General features: G+C 65.3%; 11 protein-coding genes. 3 read left to right on the top strand and 8 right to left on the bottom strand.

All coding sequences use genetic code 11. The annotated features are described in order from the left end of the window. Positions 1-25: 25 nt before the first annotated feature. The 6 genes from E5A73_RS09260 to E5A73_RS09235 all read right to left on the bottom strand — a co-directional run bounded on the left by E5A73_RS09260 (position 26) and on the right by E5A73_RS09235 (position 7,360). Entirely contained in the window at positions 26-901 is an 876-nt protein-coding gene (locus E5A73_RS09260) for an energy transducer TonB (RefSeq protein WP_168355867.1), read from the bottom strand. A 183-nt stretch (positions 902-1,084) separates the two neighbouring features. Beyond that, complete coding sequence (locus E5A73_RS09255; protein WP_135963521.1) at positions 1,085-1,603, bottom strand: hypothetical protein; 519 nt, start codon at positions 1,601-1,603, stop codon at positions 1,085-1,087. 180 nt (positions 1,604-1,783) lie between these two features. Next, positions 1,784-3,706: a CocE/NonD family hydrolase gene (locus tag E5A73_RS09250; RefSeq protein ID WP_135963520.1), complete on the bottom strand. Its 1,923-nt coding sequence runs from the start codon at positions 3,704-3,706 to the stop codon at positions 1,784-1,786. Between the two features lie 182 nt (positions 3,707-3,888). After that, on the bottom strand, positions 3,889-5,190 hold the full coding sequence (locus E5A73_RS09245) for a hypothetical protein (protein WP_135963519.1): 1,302 nt from the start codon (positions 5,188-5,190) through the stop codon (positions 3,889-3,891). Between the two features lie 149 nt (positions 5,191-5,339). Then, complete coding sequence (locus E5A73_RS09240; RefSeq protein WP_135963518.1) at positions 5,340-5,999, bottom strand: hypothetical protein; 660 nt, start codon at positions 5,997-5,999, stop codon at positions 5,340-5,342. Continuing rightward, positions 5,999-7,360 carry a solute carrier family 23 protein gene (locus E5A73_RS09235; RefSeq protein ID WP_135963517.1) on the bottom strand — a complete coding sequence of 454 codons (1,362 nt, stop codon included), beginning with the start codon at positions 7,358-7,360 and terminating at the stop codon, positions 5,999-6,001. The genes E5A73_RS09240 and E5A73_RS09235 overlap by 1 nt, the downstream gene beginning before the upstream one ends. A gap of 400 nt (positions 7,361-7,760) precedes the next feature. Here E5A73_RS09235 and rpoB point away from each other — a divergent pair, with 400 nt between their 5' ends. Both rpoB and rpoC read left to right on the top strand, forming a co-directional pair. After that, positions 7,761-11,939 carry a DNA-directed RNA polymerase subunit beta gene (gene rpoB / locus E5A73_RS09230; protein ID WP_135963516.1) on the top strand — a complete coding sequence of 1,393 codons (4,179 nt, stop codon included), beginning with the start codon at positions 7,761-7,763 and terminating at the stop codon, positions 11,937-11,939. An 81-nt stretch (positions 11,940-12,020) separates the two neighbouring features. Then, positions 12,021-16,301 carry a DNA-directed RNA polymerase subunit beta' gene (gene rpoC, locus E5A73_RS09225; protein ID WP_135963515.1) on the top strand — a complete coding sequence of 1,427 codons (4,281 nt, stop codon included), beginning with the start codon at positions 12,021-12,023 and terminating at the stop codon, positions 16,299-16,301. Between the two features lie 109 nt (positions 16,302-16,410). On the opposite strand, the gene E5A73_RS09220 is transcribed toward rpoC, so the two are convergent. Further along, positions 16,411-17,451 carry a glycosyltransferase family 2 protein gene (locus E5A73_RS09220; RefSeq protein WP_135963514.1) on the bottom strand — a complete coding sequence of 347 codons (1,041 nt, stop codon included), beginning with the start codon at positions 17,449-17,451 and terminating at the stop codon, positions 16,411-16,413. Beyond that, on the bottom strand, positions 17,448-19,958 hold the full coding sequence (locus E5A73_RS09215; protein ID WP_135963513.1) for a DegT/DnrJ/EryC1/StrS family aminotransferase: 2,511 nt from the start codon (positions 19,956-19,958) through the stop codon (positions 17,448-17,450). The genes E5A73_RS09220 and E5A73_RS09215 overlap by 4 nt, the downstream gene beginning before the upstream one ends. A gap of 132 nt (positions 19,959-20,090) precedes the next feature. Here E5A73_RS09215 and E5A73_RS09210 point away from each other — a divergent pair, with 132 nt between their 5' ends. Further along, positions 20,091-20,627, top strand: coding sequence for a hypothetical protein (locus E5A73_RS09210; RefSeq protein WP_135963512.1), 537 nt, complete (start codon positions 20,091-20,093; stop codon positions 20,625-20,627). Positions 20,628-20,641 lie beyond the last annotated feature (14 nt).

Here is a 20,641-nt window from a genome sequence, read left to right as displayed (position 1 = left end):
ATCACGCCGAGAGCGGTGAAAGCGCTCAGTCGGCTTCCGTCAACGGCGCCAGCCAGCGGATCTCGTCGATGTAGAAGGAGCGCACCGGCTTACCCTCGGCATCGAGCGCGGGACGGAACCGCGCGCGCTCGGACACGGCCCGACAGGCAACATCGGCGAAATCGTCGGGCTTGCTCCGGTAAAGGACGTGGCACGCCGAGACCGCGCCCGCTGAATCCAGGTCGAGGCGGAACCGGACGAGGACATTATTGCCCACGCGCATCGCCTGCGGATAATCGAAGCCGTTGATCCAGCCGGTCGGCTCGGCGACCGGCATCGCCGGGCGGCTCAGCCGCGCCTGCACCTGCGGATCGAAGCCCCAATGGCGCAGCAGATCGGCCTGACAGGCGCGCAACGCCGCCAGCGGCTGGCCGAGCGAACCGAAGCCGAGCCGGAAGGCGCGCTTGCGGGGGATGACGAAGGTCGCCTCGGCGATCGCCGATTCCTGCGCCGGCGTGACACCGGGCGCGTCGGCGGCATCGCCCGGCCGGCCGTCGAGACGGAGGTTGGTCAGGACGAGCAGCGGCGTCTCCTCGCCCGCCGTGCCGGTCATCGCCTCGCCGATCACCGTCGACCCGCCGGCACCGAACGCGACCGTCACCGGAACCTTGGCGTTCAGGCCGAGCAACCGGCTGCCGTAGAGGGTGAGGTCGAAGGCATCTCCCGGCTTATAACGCGTGAAGCGCGCAATCACTTGATGGCGGCCCTCGCCAAACTTCGCCAGCAGGTGGCAGGCCTCCTTGTCGTAATCGACTTGCCATTTGGCGGCGCGTGCGAGCACTTCGGGCTCGGGTTCCTTCGCCGCCGCCCCCGCGGGCAGGAGCGCGACAACCGCATAGAGCCATCCCGTCGTACGAACCACCTGCCGCCCTCCGAATGTGCGCCGCATTTAAGCTGCACAAGCACAAGGCGGCAAGTCACAGGCGCCGGGCCCGACATTCAGGGCTTCGCTGGTCTTGCTGTCCTGAAGGCTCGCCACCTGCCGTTGGTATCGCGGGTCGAGGTCTATTCTCCCGCCGCGGCGGCGCGCGCGTGGGATCACGGTTCAGGGGCGACCAGAGAATTTCCCGGGCTGACGCCTTTCGAGTTCCTTGTCCTTGTCTTCGAGCCGCATCCGTTCGGCGATCCGCGCCTTGATGGCATCGAGCGCCATTTGCGAGTCCTCCCGCATTTCCGCGTCGGAACCGCGGTTCGGAGCGGCGCGGGAACGTGGCGATGCGTCCGGCGCAGCGTTGCCGGTCGAGCCCGATTCCTGTTGGGCCAGCCGCTCGGACCATTTCAAACGGGTCGGGCGCGGCGGCGCTGCCCGCCGCGCGGGCGATCGCACCGCGGGGCGAACCACATTGCGGCGGGACAGCGTTCGAGAGATATAATATAATCGCCCCGCATAGAGCACCGACACCACGGCAGTCGCTAGGCATGCCAGGATATACCATTTCGCCTCTTTATACGGGCGATATTGCACCAGCCAGAACGTCGCACCGGCCAGCGCCCCCGCGAGCACGAAATAGCCAAGGAACTCCAGGGCCTCCCGCCTATGCGCGCGATCGGTTGCGGAACTCATCGTGCTCTCCTCAACAGCGGGGCATCGGAGCTGCGCAACCCCGCTGTCGCCACGGTTCGGCCAGAAACGCTGCCGCGCGTGCGTCCCCCCCCAGGCGGCGCTGATCAATCCCACTATAGAGCCTTCGTCCGAGATATACGTAGAGGCCCTACAAAAAACCCCGATTTCGGCCCGAATTCGCTATTTCGCCATCGCCGCCGACTGGTCGAGCGGCACTATTGGCAGCAGCACCGAGCTCGATTGCGCCCCACCATAGACGATCGACACGGTCGCCTTCTGATAGTCCGACTTCTTGGCGAAGAAGATGTTGTCGACATATTTCTGCGGGTTGCGATCATAGACCGGGAACAGGCTCGACTGGACCTGGACCATGACCCGGTGGCCCGGCTGGAAGACATGGTTCACCGTCGGCAGCCGGAACTTGTATTCCTGGACCTTGTTCGCGGGAATTGCGCTCGGATGCTCGAAGCTGTTGCGATACCGGCCGCGGAAGATGTCCATCGCGATCGGCAGCTGGAACCCGCCCATTTCCTTCCTGGTGGCATTCTCGTCCGGATAGACGTCGATCACCTTGACGACGAAGTCGCCATCGGTGCCCGTGGTCCGGGCAAAGATGTCGGCGAGCGGCGCGCCCGAGACGCGGACCGGCGCGGTCAGCGGCTCGGTCATGTACGTCATCACGTCGGGCCGGCCGTCGACGAAACGCTGATCGGTGACCAGATAGGTCGACCAGCGGCCGTCGCCGAAATTCACCGGGCGCGGCAGATGCGGCACCGGCTTGGCGGGATCCGAGACATAGGAGTCCGACCCCTGCCCCGGCTTTTCGAAACCCAGGCCTTCCTGCGGCCTGAGATAGATCGGCGTCAGCGTCTCGCCACAGCCGGCCTCGCAGGCGAGCGGCCATTTGTTGAGATACTCCCAGCGGTTCTCGCCGGTATTGTAGAAGCTCGCTTTCGCCGGAGTGAAGGCCGGCGCGCCGTCCTTGAGATAGGCATTGAAGAACGGCAGCAGGATGTCGCGCCGCGCCTGAAGTGCGGTGTCGCCTTCGAAATTGAGCTGGCCGAGAGCCGAACCGTTATAATTGAATTGCGAATGCCGCCACGGGCCCATCAGCAGGAAGTTCCTGTCGGCCTTGTCCGTCTTCTGCAGCGCCTCGAACGTCGTGATCGCGCCGTACATGTCCTCGTGATCCCAGATGCCCTGCTCCCACAAGGTCGGCACGTTCGACGGGTTCTTCGCGAGCAATTTGTCGAGCGCCTGGCCCTGCCAGAACGCATCATAGGCGACGTGCTGGCTCATCTTGTTCCATGCCGGCAGCTGGTCATAGCCGAACTGCTTCGCCCAATCGCCCGCCGATCCGATCCGGCGGAAGGTGTCGTAATCGTCCCAATCGGGCCGGTTCGGCGCCTTGCCCTCGCCCTTGTAGCCGGTCTGCGAGCCGATCCAGCCGATATTGGCGAGGCGGAAGGCGCCGTAATGGAACCAGTCGTCGCCCATCCAGCCGTCGATCATCGGGCTTTCGGGCGCGGCGACCTTGAGCGCCGGGTGCGGGTTGAGCAGCGCCATCACCACGGTGAAGCCCTCATAGGAAGAGCCGAGCATGCCGACCTTGCCGTTGCTCTCCGGCGTGTTCTTGACCAGCCAGTCGATCGAATCCCACGCGTCGGTGGTGTGATCGACCTTGGTCGAGTTGAGCGGGCCGACCGGCGGGCGGGTGATCACATACTCGCCCTCCGAGCCGTATTTGCCGCGGATGTCCTGGAACACGCGGATATAGCCGTCGCGGACGAACACTTCGTCGCCTTCGGAAAGCGCGTTGACCATCGTCGTGCTGTCGGTGCGCTTGACCCGACCGGCGGCATTGTACGGCGTGCGGGTGAACAGGATCGGCGCGTTCTTCGCGCCCTTGGGGATGACGATGACGGTGTAGAGCTTCACCCCGTCGCGCATCGGGATCATCACTTCACGCTTGATGAAGTCCGAAGCCTGCGCCGGGGGCGAGAATTTCGCCGGGATGTCGTTGAACGGCTGTGCCTGCTGCGCCAGTGCAGGTGCGGCGAGGAATGCGGTGCCGGCGAGAGAAGCGGCGAGCAGCTTGTTCATGGGTGACGTGGCTCCGTGGGTGGAGCCGAAGCGATAGACCCGAAAGGCCGGGGAAAGGAAGTGCCCGATCATCCCTTTCCCCTGGGGGAGAGCGAGGCAAGAAAACGGCGGACGAGGTGCGACCCTCGCCCGCCGTGCCCAACCCCTACCCCCCGATTGGGGAAGGGTCTGGGGTAATGCGATCAGGCGTGCTCGGGAGCGCCCAGCAACTCGGCCTCGACATCGTCGACCATGTGCGGCCGGGTCGCGCCGATCGGGCCGACGCCTTCGCTCACCGCGCTCGGGCGGCCGATCTTGAACATCGCCGAGGTGCGCCCTTCGCGGCCGTCGGCGAGGGTGTAGCGGGCCTCGGCGATGACGACGGGGTTGAACACGCGCCCCATCTCGCCCTTGGGCACCGCAAGGTGCGCGTCGACCCGAGTGCCGTCGCCCGGCTCGATCGTCACCGGCGGAACCGCCGTGTCGGTGACTCGCCCGGTCAGCAGGCTCTCCATCTCGCCGCCATCGGCATCGGCCAGCATGAAGGTCGATATGCGGACGTTGCGCGCGGGCACATCCCCCGAATTGCCGACGGTCAGCTCGACATCGACCAGCGCCTCTTCCTCGCTGGTGCCGGCGCGAACCGGACGAAGGCCGAATTCGAGCCAAGGGCGGTTGGCGACCGGCGCAGGCGCATCGGTGACGCCGGCAAGGTCTTCGGTCTCGGGCTCGGCGAGCTCAGCCTCGACATGCGCCTCGGCGATTTCTTCGGCAGCCGACGGGATCGCCGCCGGGGCAATTGCGGCAGCAGCAGTCGCGGCCATGAACGGGCTGACTTCGGGGGTACGACGCGGCTCAACGACTGGCGCAGCAGCGACCGGCGCCTCATAAACGCGAGGTGCCACGGGCTCCTCATAAACCGGCTCTACCTCGTCGGTCTCGTCGCTGCGGCGGCGCATCAGCAGGAACGCCGCGGCGCCGGCAAGCACAAGCAACAGCCCGCCGAGCAGCCACGGCAAGCTGGAGCCGTTGCTCGTTACAGTCTGCGTGGTCGTAGTTTCGGCGGCGGGGGCCGGTGCAACGGGTGCGGGCGCCGGGGCGGCCGCGGTCTGCACAGGCGTTTCGGCTACGGGTGCCGGCGATTGCGCCACCGGCGCCGGAGCGGCAGGCTCCGCTACAGGTGCGGGTGCAGCCTGGCGTGCGGGCGCGGCAGTGCGCGCCGTCTGACGTGTCTGGGTGGAGCGTGTCGCCGAATGCACGGCGCGCGGCGCTGCCTCGGTCGCCGTCTCGGGTCGCGGCCCTGGCGGCGGCGCCGGCTGCACGATCGGAGCCGACGGCGCCATCTCGATGCGCGGCGCAGGCGCCGGTGCCGGCTCCGCGGTCGCAGCGATCGGCGGCGGCGTCACAGTCTGCGTTGGCGCTTCTTGCGCGAAGGCGGGGGTTGCAAGGAGCGCGGCACCGATCAACAGCGCGGCGCGGGGGCGGACGGGGTGCTTCTTCGTCATATCGCAGGTTAAACGATGGGAACCCGCAATTCGACGCCTGAACTGCGCCAGGCCGTTGCTCGCAAGCGATGAAATGCCAGATTCGTCCCCGGTTCTGCCTTGATTTCGCTTGCATCGGCTGCCGGAGACTGTCCCTACGACCCCTTCCGTCAGGACGCTTCCTGTCTGCCCTTCAGCCCGCACCGGTCGAAAATCGCCTTGGGAATCGGTATCGTCAGCTCCGAGGCGAGCTTGTAGTTCGGATCCTTCGCATCCAGTGTTTTGACGTCCCGGTCGATTCCGCAGATCGTGACGGTGACCGTCTCACCAGCTTTGAAATTGTTGAAGGTCTCCTTCAGGTCCAATATCCTGGTTTCCGGCTTGGAACTCTGCGGAACGAACCGCACCGCAATCGAATCTTCCTGGCTTACAAAGCCTTCCCATGGGCCGCGCAACCCGTCGCCATCCTTATCCTCGAACGCTTCCACCCTGAGCAATGGAAAGGAAAGCTCCGGCCCCACCCTTTGATATCTGGCAAAGGCAATCACCAGGCATCCGATGCCGAGCGCGGTGATGATGCCGATCCACTTCTGGCTCGCGGCCCGGGTGAAGTTCAGCAGCGCGCAGATCGCGATCAACGCAATCGAAGCCACGACGAACGTCCCCGGAGTGACCTTGGCCAGAGAGAAGACGTTGGACGCCGCCACCCCGATTTCCGTGATCGCCACGGTCAGCGCGACCTTCTCCGACTTCACCACTTCCAGCAGCGATCGCGCGTCGCTCGCCGGGCTGACAGGCACATGCGCTTGCACGGCGTCCTCCCCCGCCATCACTCGACGCTGCCCGGGGCCTCCGTCGAGGCTCCACCGAAGAACGAGAGTAGGTGATACAGGACGACCGTGATCAGCGTCGCCGTGACGATGCCGCCCAGTTCGAACGTGCCGATACGGATCACGAAATTGCCCGCGCCGACGACAAGGCCGATGCCGACCACGAGCAACGTCCGCGTCTCGAGGAAATTGATCTTTCCTTCCTGGATGCCCCGCTGCCAGATGGTGCCCATCGCGCCGGTGATCAGCCCGAAGAGCGCAAAGGACAGCCCGCCGAGAACCGGTACCGGGATGGTCTGGATGAGCGCTCCGAAGATCGGAGAGAATCCGAGCGCGATCGCAATGATCGCCGCCGCCACGAAGGTGACGCGCGCGAAGTTGCCGGTGAGGCGCATCACCGCCATGTTCTCTGCATAGGTGGTCATGCCCGGGCCGCCGCCGAGGCCCGAGACGATGGTGGCGATCGCGTCACCCGCGAATGCCCGTCCGACCAATGGATTGAGGTCGCGGCCCATCATCGCGCCGATCGCCTTCACATGGCCCAGGTTTTCGGCGAGCAGTACGATCACGACAGGCATCACGATCGAAATGGCGACCGGATCGAATACCGGTGTGGCGAAAGCGGGGATGCCGAAAATGGGCACCTGGTGCATCGGCCCGAAATCGATCGGCTTGCCATAGCCTAGGAGATTGGCGCCGATCAGATAGGCCACGTAGCCGACCACCCCCGCGGCGATGATCGGAAGCACCGCGATGATCCCGCGGAAAGTGCCCGGCGAGACGCCCTTTTTGGCGCCGAACACCACCGGCCAGAGCACCGCCACCAGCAGCGTGAGCAAGCCGATGAAGATCCCGAACGGCGTGGTACCGATCTGATTCACCGCTACCGCCGCGAGGCTGAGACCGATGATCCCGACGATCGTCCCGCTGACCAGATCGGGAAAGATCACCTCGATCCAGCGAAAGCCGATCCAGCCGATGACCAGCGCAATGACGAGATAGAGGCCTCCCGCCGCGACGACGCCACCCAGAGCTACCGCCAGATTCGGATTGGCGCCCACGCCGGAATAGCCGCTCGCCGCCGCGATCGCCGCAATGAAGGCGAAGGAAGATCCAAGATAGCTCGGCACCTTGCCGCCCACGACGACCATGAAGATCAGTGTCGATATACCCGAGAACAGAATCGCGGTGTTCGGATTGAAGCCCATGAGTATCGGCGCGAGGACTGTGGCACCGAACATCGCCAGAACATGCTGGAGCCCCAGCAGCGCCGCCCGGCCCGCCGGCATCCTGTCCTCCGGAAAATAGTGAATGTCGGGCATGACAATGCCCGGCGCAGACCTGACGCTTCCGTCGTTCATACTTCCCCCCTGAGTCGCCCCGGGGGAGACTATAAATTTAACGCAGCGAAATCCATCCGCTTAATGATTTAGTTATTTTCGGAAATCATGTTCTTTTCTATGGGCATAGCGCCGCTCGCCCAAATTGGGACCGCAGACGACACCGTCCGCGATGCCCAAGTGCTCCCGCCGCCGCCGCATTTGACAGTGCCGCCCCGCGCTCCTATATCGCCGTCACACCACAGCGCCGGGAAATGATGCGCAGTCGCGCAGTGCATCGTGCGAATTGGCGTTGTGGAGTTCATAGGACGCTGAAAGCTGCCGAACCCCGGGAGGGAGTCGTGCAGCCTTTTCGCGTCCTTTCGCACGTCCCGGCCCCGGAAAGGGGCACGAAATTACGGCTGACGAGGCAAAAATACCCATGGCTACCAAAGCGATCGACGGCGGCGCACAGCGCCCGGGCTCGGGCGGCACGATGAAGCGCCGCATCCGCAAGGTGTTCGGCAACATCCACGAAGTGGTCCAGATGCCGAACCTGATCGAGGTTCAGCGCGAATCCTACGAGCAGTTCCTGCGCAGCGATCCCTCGATCGGCTATGTGTCGGGGCTCGAAAAGACGCTGCGCTCGGTCTTCCCGATCCGCGACTTCGCCGGCACCGCCGAGCTCGACTTCGTCAATTACGAGCTCGAGCAGCCCAAGTTCGACGTCGAGGAATGCCGCCAGCGCGGCATCACCTATGCGGCGCCGATGCGCGTTACGCTTCGCCTGATCGTTTTCGAGGTCGATCCCGATACGGAAGCCCGTTCGGTGCTCGATATCAAGGAGCAGGACGTTTACATGGGCGACATGCCCCTGATGACGGGCAACGGCACCTTCTTCATCAACGGCACCGAGCGCGTGATCGTCTCGCAGATGCACCGCTCGCCGGGCGTGCTGTTCGATCATGATCGCGGCAAGACCCACGCCAGCGGCAAGTATCTCTTCGCCGCCCGCGTGATCCCGTATCGCGGTTCGTGGCTCGATTTCGAGTTCGACGCCAAGGACATCGTCAACGTCCGTATCGACCGCAAGCGCAAGCTGCCGGTGACGACGCTGCTCTATGCGCTGAACATGAACAGCGAGGACATCCTCAACTATTTCTACAACCGCGTGACCTATGTCCGCGGTCCGGGCGGCTGGCAGATCCCGTTCGATCCGATCAACTGGCGCGGCGCGAAGCCGATGTTCGACATCGTCGACGCCAAGTCGGGCGAAGTCGTGTTCCCCGCCGGCCAGAAGATCAGCCCGCGTGCCGCCAACAAGTCGGCCAAGGACGGTCTCGAGACGCTGTTGATCCCGACCGAGGAAATCTTCGGCCGCTACAGCGCCTATGACCTGATCAACGAGTCGACCGGCGAGATCTACATCGAAGCCGGTGACGAAGTGTCGGCCGAGAATCTCGAACTGCTCGACAAGGCAGGCATCGAGAAGCTCGAATTGCTCGACATCGATCACATCTCGACGGGCCCGTGGATCCGCAACACGCTCAAGGTCGACAAGGCCGAAGAGCGCGAGCAGGCGCTGAGCGACATCTACCGCGTCATGCGCCCCGGCGAGCCGCCGACGCTCGAGACCGCGGAGTCGCTGTTCAGCGGCCTGTTCTTCGATCCCGAGCGCTACGACCTTTCGGCCGTCGGCCGCGTCAAGCTCAACATGCGTCTCGACCTGGATGCCGAGGACACCGTCACGACCTTGCGCACCGAGGATATCCTCGCGGTGGTCAAGACCCTCGTCGACCTCAAGGACGGCAAGGGCGAAGTCGACGACATCGACAATCTCGGCAATCGCCGCGTGCGTTCGGTGGGCGAATTGCTCGAGAACCAGTACCGCGTCGGCCTGCTCCGCATGGAGCGCGCCGTTAAGGAGCGCATGTCGTCGGTCGACGTGTCGACGGTGATGCCGAACGACCTGATCAACGCCAAGCCCGCGGTCGCCGCGGTGCGCGAGTTCTTCGGATCGAGCCAGCTCTCGCAGTTCATGGATCAGACCAATCCGCTCTCCGAAGTCACCCACAAGCGCCGCGTTTCGGCACTTGGACCGGGTGGTCTCACCCGTGAGCGCGCCGGCTTCGAAGTCCGCGACGTTCATCCGACGCATTATGGCCGCATCTGCCCGATCGAAACGCCGGAAGGCCCGAACATCGGTCTGATCAACTCGCTCGCGAGCTTCAGCCGCGTCAACAAATACGGCTTCATCGAGACCCCCTATCGTCGCATCATCGACGGCAAGGTGACCAACGACGTCGTCTATCTGTCGGCGATGGAAGAGGCCAAGCACACGATCGCGCAGGCTTCGGCCGAGCTCGACGGCGAGAGCCGCTTCACCGAGGAACTGGTCTCGTCGCGTCAGGCGGGCGAATTCCTGATGGCGCTGCCCGAGCAGATCACGCTGATGGACGTCAGCCCCAAGCAGCTCGTCTCGGTCGCCGCATCGCTCATTCCGTTCCTGGAAAACGATGACGCCAACCGCGCGCTGATGGGCTCGAACATGCAACGCCAGGCCGTTCCGCTGGTGAAGGCGGAAGCGCCTTTCGTCGGCACCGGCATGGAAGAGACCGTCGCCCGCGATTCGGGTGCCGCGATCGGAGCACGCCGTTCGGGTATCGTCGACCAGGTCGACGCGACGCGTATCGTCATCCGCGCGTCGGGCGACGTCGAGGCAACCGCCAGCGGCGTCGACATCTACACGCTGATGAAGTTCCAGCGCTCGAACCAGTCGACCTGCATCAATCAGCGTCCGCTGGTGAAGGTGGGCGAAGTGGTCAACGCCGGCGACATCATCGCCGACGGCCCGTCGACCGAGTTCGGCGAGCTGGCACTCGGCCGCAACGCGCTCGTCGCGTTCATGCCGTGGAACGGCTACAACTATGAGGATTCGATCCTCATCTCCGAGCGGATCGTGAAGGACGACGTGTTCACGTCGATCCATATCGACGAGTTCGAAGTGATGGCCCGCGACACCAAGCTCGGGCCCGAGGACATCACCCGCGACATCCCGAACGTCGGCGAGGAAGCGCTTCGCAACCTCGACGAGGCGGGCATCGTCTATATCGGCGCAGAGGTCGAGCCGGGCGACATCCTCGTCGGCAAGATCACGCCCAAGGGTGAATCGCCGATGACCCCGGAGGAAAAGCTCCTCCGCGCGATCTTCGGTGAGAAGGCCTCGGACGTGCGCGACACCTCGCTGCGCCTGCCCCCGGGCGTTGCCGGCACGATCGTCGACGTTCGCGTCTTCAATCGCCACGGCATCGACAAGGACGAGCGCGCGCTGGCGATCGAGCGGGAAGAGATCGAGCGCCTCAAGAAGGACTCGGACGACGAGCGCAACATCCTCAACCGTGCGACTTGGTCGCGCCTCAAGGAAATGCTCATCGGCCAGATCGCCACGGCGACGCCGAAGGGCCTCCGCAAGGGTGCCACGATCGACGCCGACCTGCTCGACTCGGTCGATCGTCACGAATGGTGGCGGTTCTCCGTCCAGGACGACGGGATGCAGGCGAACCTGGAAGCGGTGAAGGGCCAGTATGACGAGGCCGTGAAGCGCATCAAGGACAAGTTCGAGGACCGCCGCGAGAAGCTCGAGCGCGGTGACGAGCTGCCGCCGGGCGTGCTCAAGATGGTCAAGGTGTTCGTCGCGGTGAAGCGCAAGCTGCAGCCGGGCGACAAGATGGCCGGCCGTCACGGCAATAAGGGCGTGATCTCGCGGATCCTGCCGGCGGAGGACATGCCGTTCCTCGCCGACGGCACCCCCGTCGATCTCGTGCTCAACCCGCTCGGCGTGCCGTCGCGCATGAACGTCGGTCAGATCTTCGAGACCCATCTCGGCTGGGCGGCGCGTCAGCTCGGCCAGCAGATCGGCGTCGCGCTCGAGGATTGGCGCCATGCCAATCCCGACGTGACCGGTGGTCAGATGCCCGACGCAGTCAAGGCGCGCCTCAAGGAAGTCTATGGCGACCACTATGCCGACGAGATCGAGGCGCGCAGTGCCGACCAGATCGTCGAACTTGCGACCAATTTGAAGCCGGGTGTGCCGATGGCGACCCCGGTGTTCGATGGCGCACGCGAAGCTGATGTCTCCGAAATGCTGGCGCTCGCCGGTCTCGATACGTCAGGCCAGTCGACGCTGTATGACGGCCGCACCGGCGACACGTTCGATCGCAAGGTGACCGTGGGCATCATCTACATGCTCAAGCTTCACCATCTCGTGGACGACAAGATCCACGCGCGTTCGATCGGGCCGTACAGCCTCGTCACCCAGCAGCCGCTGGGTGGTAAGGCGCAGTTCGGCGGCCAGCGCTTCGGCGAGATGGAAGTCTGGGCACTGCAGGCGTACGGCGCAGCCTATACCTTGCAGGAGATGCTGACGGTGAAGTCCGACGACGTCGTCGGCCGCACCAAGGTCTACGAAGCGATCGTCAAGGGCGACGACACCTTCGAGGCCGGCATTCCGGAGAGCTTCAACGTGCTCGTCAAGGAAATGCGCTCGCTGGGCCTCAACGTCGAACTCAAGACCGACGAGCCGGGCTTCGATAGCGACGGTGTCCAGATCGCAGCGGAATAAGCGGAATCAAAAGGTGCCAACTTCGGTTGGCACCTTGTTCCGCTCTGCCCTGAGAATTTGTCCTCCCATGAGGAAAACGAAATGAACGAACTGACCAACTTCGCAAATCCGGTGGTCAAGCCGGAAACCTTCGACCAGATCCAGATCGGCATCGCGTCTCCGGACCGTATCCGTTCGTGGTCGTTCGGCGAGATCAAGAAGCCCGAGACCATCAACTATCGCACGTTCAAGCCCGAGCGTGACGGCCTGTTCTGCGCGCGCATCTTCGGTCCGATCAAGGATTACGAGTGCCTGTGCGGCAAGTACAAGCGCATGAAGTACAAGGGCATCGTCTGCGAGAAGTGCGGCGTCGAAGTCACGGTCTCGAAGGTCCGCCGCGAGCGGATGGGCCATATCGAGCTCGCCGCCCCGGTCGCGCACATCTGGTTCCTCAAGTCGCTGCCGTCGCGCATCGGCCTGCTGCTCGACATGCAGCTCAAGCAGCTCGAGCGCGTGCTGTACTTCGAAGCCTATATCGTCATCGAGCCGGGCCTGACCCCCCTCGAGAAGTATCAGCTGCTCACCGAGGATGAGCTGCTCGACGCGCAGGACGAATATGGCGAGGACGCCTTCTCGGCCGGGATCGGCGCCGAGGCCGTCAAGCAGATGCTGATGGACCTCGACTTGGAAGGCGAGCGCAAGGAGCTGCTCGACGAGCTCGCGGTCACCAAGTCCGAATTGAAGCCCAAGAAGATCATCAAGCGCCTGAAGGTCGTCGAAAGCTTCATCGATTCGGGCAACAAGCCCGAATGGATGATCCTCGACGTCGTTCCGGTCATCCCGCCCGAGCTGCGCCCGCTGGTGCCGCTCGACGGTGGCCGCTTCGCGACCTCGGATCTCAACGATCTGTATCGCCGCGTGATCAACCGCAACAACCGCCTCAAGCGCCTGATGGAACTGCGCGCGCCGGACATCATCGTCCGCAACGAGAAGCGCATGCTCCAGGAGGCGGTCGACGCACTGTTCGACAACGGTCGTCGTGGCCGCACGATCACCGGTGCCAACAAGCGTCCGCTCAAGTCGCTGTCGGACATGCTCAAGGGCAAGCAGGGCCGCTTCCGCCAGAATCTGCTCGGCAAGCGCGTCGACTATTCGGGCCGTTCGGTCATCGTCACCGGGCCTGAGTTGAAATTGCATCAGTGCGGCCTGCCCAAGAAGATGGCGCTCGAGCTGTTCAAGCCGTTCATCTACGCCCGCCTCGACGCCAAGGGTCTCTCGATGACCCTCAAGCAGGCGAAGAAGTGGGTCGAGAAGGAGCGCAAGGAAGTCTGGGACATCCTCGACGAGGTGATCCGCGAGCATCCGGTGCTGCTGAACCGCGCCCCTACCCTTCACCGTCTCGGCATCCAGGCGTTCGAGCCAGTGCTGATCGAAGGCAAGGCGATCCAGCTCCATCCGCTGGTCTGCTCGGCATTCAACGCCGATTTCGACGGCGATCAGATGGCCGTTCACGTCCCGCTGTCGCTTGAAGCGCAGCTGGAAGCGCGCGTCCTGATGATGTCGACCAACAACATCCTGTCGCCTGCCAACGGCAAGCCGATCATCGTGCCGTCGCAGGACATGGTGCTCGGCCTGTATTATCTGTCGATGATGAAGGAAGGCGAGCCTGGCGAGGGCATGATGATTTCCGACATGTCGGAGGTCCATCAGGCGCTCAACGCCGGTGCGGTGACCTTGCACACCAAGATCATCAGCCGCGTTCCGCAGACCGACGAGGCCGGCGTGATGGCGATGAAGCGCTACGAGACGACGCCGGGCCGCATGCTGCTCGGCGAGACGCTGCCGCAGTCGCACAAGGTGCCGTTCGAGACCGTCAACCGCCTCCTCACCAAGAAGGACGTCGGCGACGTGATCGACGAGGTCTATCGCCACACCGGCCAGAAGGAGACCGTGCTGTTCGCCGATGCGATCATGGCATTGGGCTTCAAGCACGCGTTCAAGGCGGGCATCTCGTTCGGCAAGGACGACATGATCATTCCGGACGCCAAGGTGGGCCTCGTCGACGAGACCCGCGGCCAGGTGAAGGACTATGAGCAGCAGTATCAGGACGGCCTGATCACGCAGCAGGAGAAGTACAACAAGGTGATCGACGCCTGGAGCCGTTGCGGCGATCAGGTGGCCAGCGCCATGATGGACGAGATCAAGGCAGTGAAGAAGCTGCCGAACGGTCGCGAGCAGGACATCAACTCGATCTACATGATGGCCCATTCGGGTGCCCGCGGTTCGCAGGCCCAGATCAAGCAGCTCGCCGGCATGCGCGGCCTGATGGCCAAGCCTTCGGGCGAGATCATCGAGACGCCGATCATCTCGAACTTCAAGGAAGGCCTGACCGTCCTCGAATACTTCAACTCGACCCACGGCGCCCGCAAGGGTCTCGCGGACACCGCGTTGAAGACCGCAAACTCGGGCTATCTCACCCGCCGCCTCGTCGACGTGTCGCAGGATTGCGTCATCATGGAGGAGGATTGCGGCACCGAGCGTGCGCTCGAAATGCGCGCGATCGTCCAGGGCGGCTCGACCATCGCGTCGCTCGGCGAGCGTATCCTCGGCCGCACCACGGCTGAGGACGTCGCCGACAAGGACGGCAAGGTCCTCATCCCGTCGGGCACCTTGCTCGACGAGGCGATGATCACGCAGATCGAAGCCACCGGCATCCAGGGGATGAAGATCCGCTCGCCGCTGGTCTGCGAAGCGCGGATCGGTGTCTGCGGCAAGTGCTACGGGCGCGATCTCGCCCGCGGCACCCCGGTGAACATCGGTGAAGCGGTCGGCGTCATCGCGGCGCAGTCGATCGGCGAGCCGGGCACCCAGCTGACGATGCGGACCTTCCACATCGGCGGCGCGGCGCAGCTCAACGAGCAGTCGAACCTCGAAGCCACTTCGGACGGCAAGGTCGAATTCCGCGACGTCCGCATGATCGTCGATCAGCGCGGCCGCCGCGTGGTGACTTCGCGTTCGGCCGAGCTGGCGATCGTCGACATGGACGGCCGCGAGCTGGCGGTGCACCGTATTCCTTACGGTTCGTACGTGCTGTTCGACGATGGCCACATCGTCTCGCAGGGCGACCGCATGGCCGAGTGGGACCCGTTCACCATGCCGGTGATCACCGAGAACCCCGGCATCGTGAAGTTCGTCGAGATCATCGAAGGCAAGACGATGACCGAGCAGGTCGATGAAGCGACGGGCATCGCCCAGCGCGTCATCACCGAGAACCGCGGGATCGCCGCCAAGAAGGAGGATCTTCGTCCCCGCCTCACCCTGCTGGATGAGTCGTCGGGCGAGGCCGGCCGCTACATGCTGGCCTCCGGTGCGGTGCTCTCGGTCGAGGATGGTGCGACGGTGCATGCGGGCGACGTTCTCGCCCGTGTCAGCCGCGAATCCGCCAAGACCCGCGACATCACCGGCGGTCTGCCGCGCGTTGCCGAGCTGTTCGAGGCGCGAAAGCCCAAGGAAAACGCGATCATCGCGAAGGTCTCGGGCCGCGTCGTGTTCGGCAAGGACTATAAGGCCAAGCGCAAGATCGGGATCATGCCCGAGGACGGTGGCGAGGTCGTCGAGTATCTGGTGCCCAAGTCGAAGGTGATCGACGTTCAGGAAGGCGACTACGTCAAGCGTGGCGACAATCTGATCGGCGGCAGCCCCGATCCGCACGACATTCTCGAGGTGCTCGGCATCGAGCCGCTCGCGGAATATCTCGTGTCGGAAATCCAGGAAGTCTATCGACTGCAGGGCGTGAAGATCAACGACAAGCACATCGAGGTGATCGTTCGCCAGATGCTGCAGAAGGTCGAGATCATCGAGTCCGGCGACACCACGCTCCTGGTGGGCGAGCAGCTCGATCGCGACGAAATGGACGAGCAGAACGCCAAGCTCGACAAGGGTCAGACCCCGGCACAGGGCAAGCCGATCCTGCTCGGCATCACCAAGGCGTCGCTGCAGACCCGCAGCTTCATCTCGGCGGCGTCGTTCCAGGAAACCACCCGCGTCCTCACCGAGGCGGCGGTCCAGGGCAAGCAGGACACCCTGCTCGGCCTCAAGGAGAACGTGATCGTCGGCCGTCTCATCCCCGCCGGTACCGGCGCGGGCATGAACCGCCTGCGTGTCGCAGCCTCGTCGCGGGACGCGGCGCTTCGGGTGGCCCAGCGCCGCATGACCGAAGCAACGCTGATCGCGCCGAACTCGGCCAAGGAAGAGCATGAAGCCGAACTGGCCCGCTCGACCCGCGATGCCGGCGGCACCGGCGACGATGCGCTCGCCAGCGTGGTCCCCTCGGGCCACGGCACCGACGAGGACGCCGGCGAGTATCTGAACAAGAGCGAGTAATCGCTCTGGTTCGGGCGCTCCCGCGCTGAACAGGAAAGCCGCCGTCCGGGAAACCGGGCGGCGGCTTTTTATTACAAGTCAGTAGGTTAACGCTAAGACTGGATGGCCGCTAACGCCCCGTCAGCCCACGCTTCACCTTGCGCACGCCGCCGATCATCTGGCAGGCGACGAGGTCCGCCGCCTGGCCGATGGGCAGCGGCCGGCTTCCCATCGTCCGATGAAGCAGCAGCGAGCCCGAGCGAACGCTCGCCCGGCAGATTCGCCACCATAATGAGGATATCTCGTAATCGATCGCGGCGTGATCCTCGTCCGGGGTTGCGGCGCCGAATGCCATGCGGAGCACTGCAATGCCGTCGAAAAGCCGGTTGAGCGTCTCGACATCGGACACCGGCTCGCGCGCCATCACATGACGGACCAGCATTCCGGCAATGTCCGGTGCCGCTTCGCCGAGCAGCGCCAGATGCCGTTCGCGCAGCAGCAGTTCGGCGTGCGCGCGCATCGTCGCGTTGAACATCTGCGAGGCACCGCCGGCGTGGCAGCGATAGAGCATCAGCACTTCGTCTATCTGCGCGATCCGCCCGAACGGCCGCAGCCGCTGGTACAGGTCGAAATCCTCGACGTAGCGCATCGCCGGGCGCTCGAACGGGTCGAGCCGGCGCGCCGCATCGGCGCGGAACATCACCGAAGACCAGGCTATCGGATTCTGCACCAGCATCAGCCAGTCGATCAGCACGGGAGATAGCGGCCGCAGCCAATTGCCGGGCAGCCGCCTGCCGTCGATCAGGAAATCGGTCGCGCAGCTCACCAGCGCCACCTCAGGCTGGGCGTCGAGATAGGCCACCTGCCGGGTAAACCGCCCAGGCAGGCTGATATCGTCCTGATCGAGCCCGGCGACATAGCGCCCCCGAACCTCCGCAAACGCTCGGTTGCGCGCCACCACCGGCCCGCCATTTGTCTCGGAACGGATCACGCGGACCCGCGGGTCGCCAAGGCTTTCGAGATAAGCGACGCTGCCGTCCTTCGAGCAATCGTCGACGGCGATCAGCTCCCAGTCGGTCATCGTCTGCGCGCGCAGGCTGGCGATCGTCTCGGGCAGCAACGCCGCGCCTTCGTACACCGCCATGATCACGGAGACGGCGGGAGCGCTCATGCGACTGCCTGCGCCTGTTCGCCGAGCAACTGGTCGACGATCATCTGGCCGATGTCGTTCTGCCACAGCCACAAGCCATTGGCCTTGCCGCTGAAGCTCGCCTCGCCGCCCAGCCGCCCGTCGGGAACATGCCCCGAGGCGAGACCGATTCCGAACACGCCGGGCACCGGCCGGCCCTCCGCATCGATCAGCCGACATTGCTGGTCGACCAGCCGCGGGCGCCCCGGCGCATCCGCCGCAAGCGCGATCCGGCTTCCGCCCACGTCGAACAGAGGCAGCGCGCGCGGACGGTAGCCCAGCGCCCCGATCACCACGTCCGCTCCTTCGATCTCGGCCCGGATCGCCGCCTCGTCGACCTCGCCGATCCGCCGCAATGCCATCCGCGGATCGGGCGCCCGTCCGCCCACGCCGAGCATCCGCAGCACCAGTTCCCGCGCCTCGAGCCGGAAGCCCGCCAGCCGATAGACGAACCCGCTCACCGGGCAGATGTCCTGCGCGCCGAAATCGCTGAACCCGTCCGCCCGCGCCGCCTCGGCCGAAGGATAGAAAGGCCGCAGCGGCCGGCGATGGTACAGCGCCAGCGCTCCCGCTCCCAGCGGCAGCGCCGGCGCCGCCTTGAGGATCAACGCCGCCGCCGCCAGCGCACTGGTCGACCCGCCGACGATCGCGATCCGTGGCGCAGGCACGCCGGCAATCCGGTCGCGCAACGCGTCCAGTCCGCCGATCCGCAGGAAAGCGTCGCCCGTCATCAGCCGTTCGCCGGCCAGCGCGCCTAGCGTGACGCCCGCCACTTGCTCGGTTTCGACGTTCGCCCGCGCCTGATGCCCTCCCGTGGCGATCACCAGCTTCGCCGCGCGCATCACCCGCACTTCGCCAGTGACTCGATTGCGCACGCGCACCGCCCATATGTCGTCGCGCGTCCGCCGTGCCTCGACTGCGTCGCTGCGCGTCGCCACGGTCCCGCCGTGCGTCGCGACGATCGCAGCCAGTTCCGCCCCGGTTGCCTCGAGAAACGGCGTCGTCCGCGCGAGCGGCACGCCGAGCCTGCCGGCGTGCATCGCAACTTCCTGACCGGACGAATGCTTTTCCAGCGCCGCGATCCCGTCATGGCCGTTGCCCTTGACTGCGGTCATGAACGTCTCCGCACTGCTGTCCGAAGTGATCGCGTAGCTTCCGATTTCGCCGCGCCCGAGCACGGCGTCGCGCTCGACCACTGCGAGCCCCGCCTCGGCGAGCCGCACCAGCGCATCGCTCTTGCTCGCCGCGGTCAGCAGCGCCGTCCCTGCCGGCCCGCCGCCGACGATCAGCGCTTCGTGGACATGCCCGCCGCGCCGCTCGGCATGCGGCAGCGCCTTTAGTCCCGATGCGGCGCACGCATCGATCAGCGCCCCACACACGCGCTCGACATCGGCCTCGGTCATCGCGTCGGTCACCGGGAGCGACAGCACCCGCGCCGCGACATCGTCGCATACCGGCAATGGCTCGCTCACTCCGTGTGCGCGGAACCAGGGCTGTTCGCCCAGATGCGGGCTGAAATATTGCGCCGCGCCGATCCCCTGTGCGGCGAGCGTCTCGATGATCGCGCGGCGGTGCCCGGCAAAGGCGCGCGGCAGCAGCAGCGACTGGAATTGCAGCGCCGGCCGCGATCCGCGCAATTCCTGGAATTCGAACCCCTTCTCCGCGGCAAACCCGCCCAGCGCCGAGCGATACGCCGCATCGAGCTGCATCCGGTGCGCCGCGACGCCTTCGATCTCGTCGAGCCTGGCCCGCGCCACCAGCCCCAGCACTTCGGGCAATTTGGCGTTGATCCCCGGCCCTTCGGCCGAGCGCCCCCCGGCAAAGCCGAAATTGCTCATCTGCCGCAGTTTCTCGATCAGCGTGGAATCGCCCGAATGGACCAGCCCGCCCTCTGCGGTCGCGAACACCTTGGTCGCGTGCATCGAATAGACCATTGCGAACGGCGCCCCCGCGCCGAACTGCCGGCCCTCGGCATCGAGCGCCCCCAGCGAAGCCGCGGCATCGATCACCACGCCGACCCCGCGCGCCGCATATTCGCGGTAACGTGTCAGATCGATTCCGGCGCCGAACGTCGCATAGGGCACCACCGCAGCGATCCGGTCGCTATATTTCTCGAACGCGCGCGCCTCGGCCTCGGCGCTCGCCGCCCAATCCCCGGGATCCACGTCGCAGAGCAAAGGCGTCAGTCCCGCCCATTCGGCCGCATGCGCGGTCGCCGCGAAGGTGAATCCCGGTATCAGTGCGAACTGCCCCTTCCCCGCGCGCGGGCCGGCCGCATGGCGGATAGCCAGCATCAGTCCCAAGGTCGCATTGGCGACCGCGAGGCAGTCCCCCGCGCCGCCGAACAATTGCGCGGTCGCCGCCGCCTCGAACCCGCGGACCACCGGCCCGCCGTTCGAATAAATTCCGCGCGCTTCGATCCCGGCCAGCGCCTCGCCCATCAGGCTCAGTTTCGGCGGGCGCGGCGCGATCAGCGGCAGCCGATCCATATTCTTCCCCCAGCTTCATCCTCGCCGGGCGCACCGGCACGATCGAAGCCTAGCCCCAGCGAACCTTCAATTTCGTAAAGCCGTCACGGCGCACGGATGGACGCGGCGCCGCGCGGGGGCTAGCCCGGGATCATGATCCTCGGCCCTCCGGAACAGCTCGATTCGGCAACGCTCGCCTTTTGCGCGACGATCTCGCCCGAAACGCCTGTCTACGTGCCCGTCCGGCCCGCCTCCGCGGCCAGGCCGGCTTATTGCTTCGACAATTCGGTGGTCTATGCCGAGGCGAATGGCGGCGAGGCCGTCTATGGCTGGGCGATCTGGCGCTGGCCAGGCCGCTGGTTCGAAGCCGAGCACCACGCCGTCTGGCGCAGCCCGGCAGGCGACTTGCTCGACGTAACGCCACAGACCGGCGAACCCGCCCGGGTGCTGTTCCTGCCCGATCCCTCGGCGCCCTACGATCCGAGCACCTTCCGCCGCAACATCATGGCGGCCGATGGCCACGAAGCGCTCGTCCGCGAATATATCGCGCTGGTGGCGAAACGCGGCGCGATCACCAGTCTTTACTGGGAACCCGGGATGGACGTGCTGCCGCTCTTCTCGCCCGAGGATCAGCAGCGTATCGCGCCGATCGACGCGCGGATGGCCGAGATCCTCGCCCAAATCGCCTAGCGAGCATCGGCGAT

The sequence above is a fragment of the Sphingomonas gei genome, from assembly GCF_004792685.1.
Classification (GTDB): Bacteria; Pseudomonadota; Alphaproteobacteria; order Sphingomonadales; family Sphingomonadaceae; genus Sphingomonas; species Sphingomonas gei.
The sequence above is the reverse complement of the archived record's forward strand: the minus strand, read 5'-3'. Positions and strand labels throughout refer to the sequence as shown.

Coding starts and splice junctions, on each gene's coding strand:
- E5A73_RS09255 (WP_135963521.1), bottom strand. CDS start 1,603: ATGAGTTCCGCAACCGATCGCGCGCATAGGCGGGAGGCCCTGGAGTTC.
- E5A73_RS09250 (WP_135963520.1), bottom strand. CDS start 3,706: ATGAACAAGCTGCTCGCCGCTTCTCTCGCCGGCACCGCATTCCTCGCC.
- E5A73_RS09245 (WP_135963519.1), bottom strand. CDS start 5,190: ATGACGAAGAAGCACCCCGTCCGCCCCCGCGCCGCGCTGTTGATCGGT.
- E5A73_RS09240 (WP_135963518.1), bottom strand. CDS start 5,999: ATGGCGGGGGAGGACGCCGTGCAAGCGCATGTGCCTGTCAGCCCGGCG.
- E5A73_RS09235 (WP_135963517.1), bottom strand. CDS start 7,360: ATGAACGACGGAAGCGTCAGGTCTGCGCCGGGCATTGTCATGCCCGAC.
- rpoB (WP_135963516.1), top strand. CDS start 7,761: ATGGCTACCAAAGCGATCGACGGCGGCGCACAGCGCCCGGGCTCGGGC.
- rpoC (WP_135963515.1), top strand. CDS start 12,021: ATGAACGAACTGACCAACTTCGCAAATCCGGTGGTCAAGCCGGAAACC.
- E5A73_RS09220 (WP_135963514.1), bottom strand. CDS start 17,451: ATGAGCGCTCCCGCCGTCTCCGTGATCATGGCGGTGTACGAAGGCGCG.
- E5A73_RS09215 (WP_135963513.1), bottom strand. CDS start 19,958: ATGGATCGGCTGCCGCTGATCGCGCCGCGCCCGCCGAAACTGAGCCTG.
- E5A73_RS09210 (WP_135963512.1), top strand. CDS start 20,091: ATGATCCTCGGCCCTCCGGAACAGCTCGATTCGGCAACGCTCGCCTTT.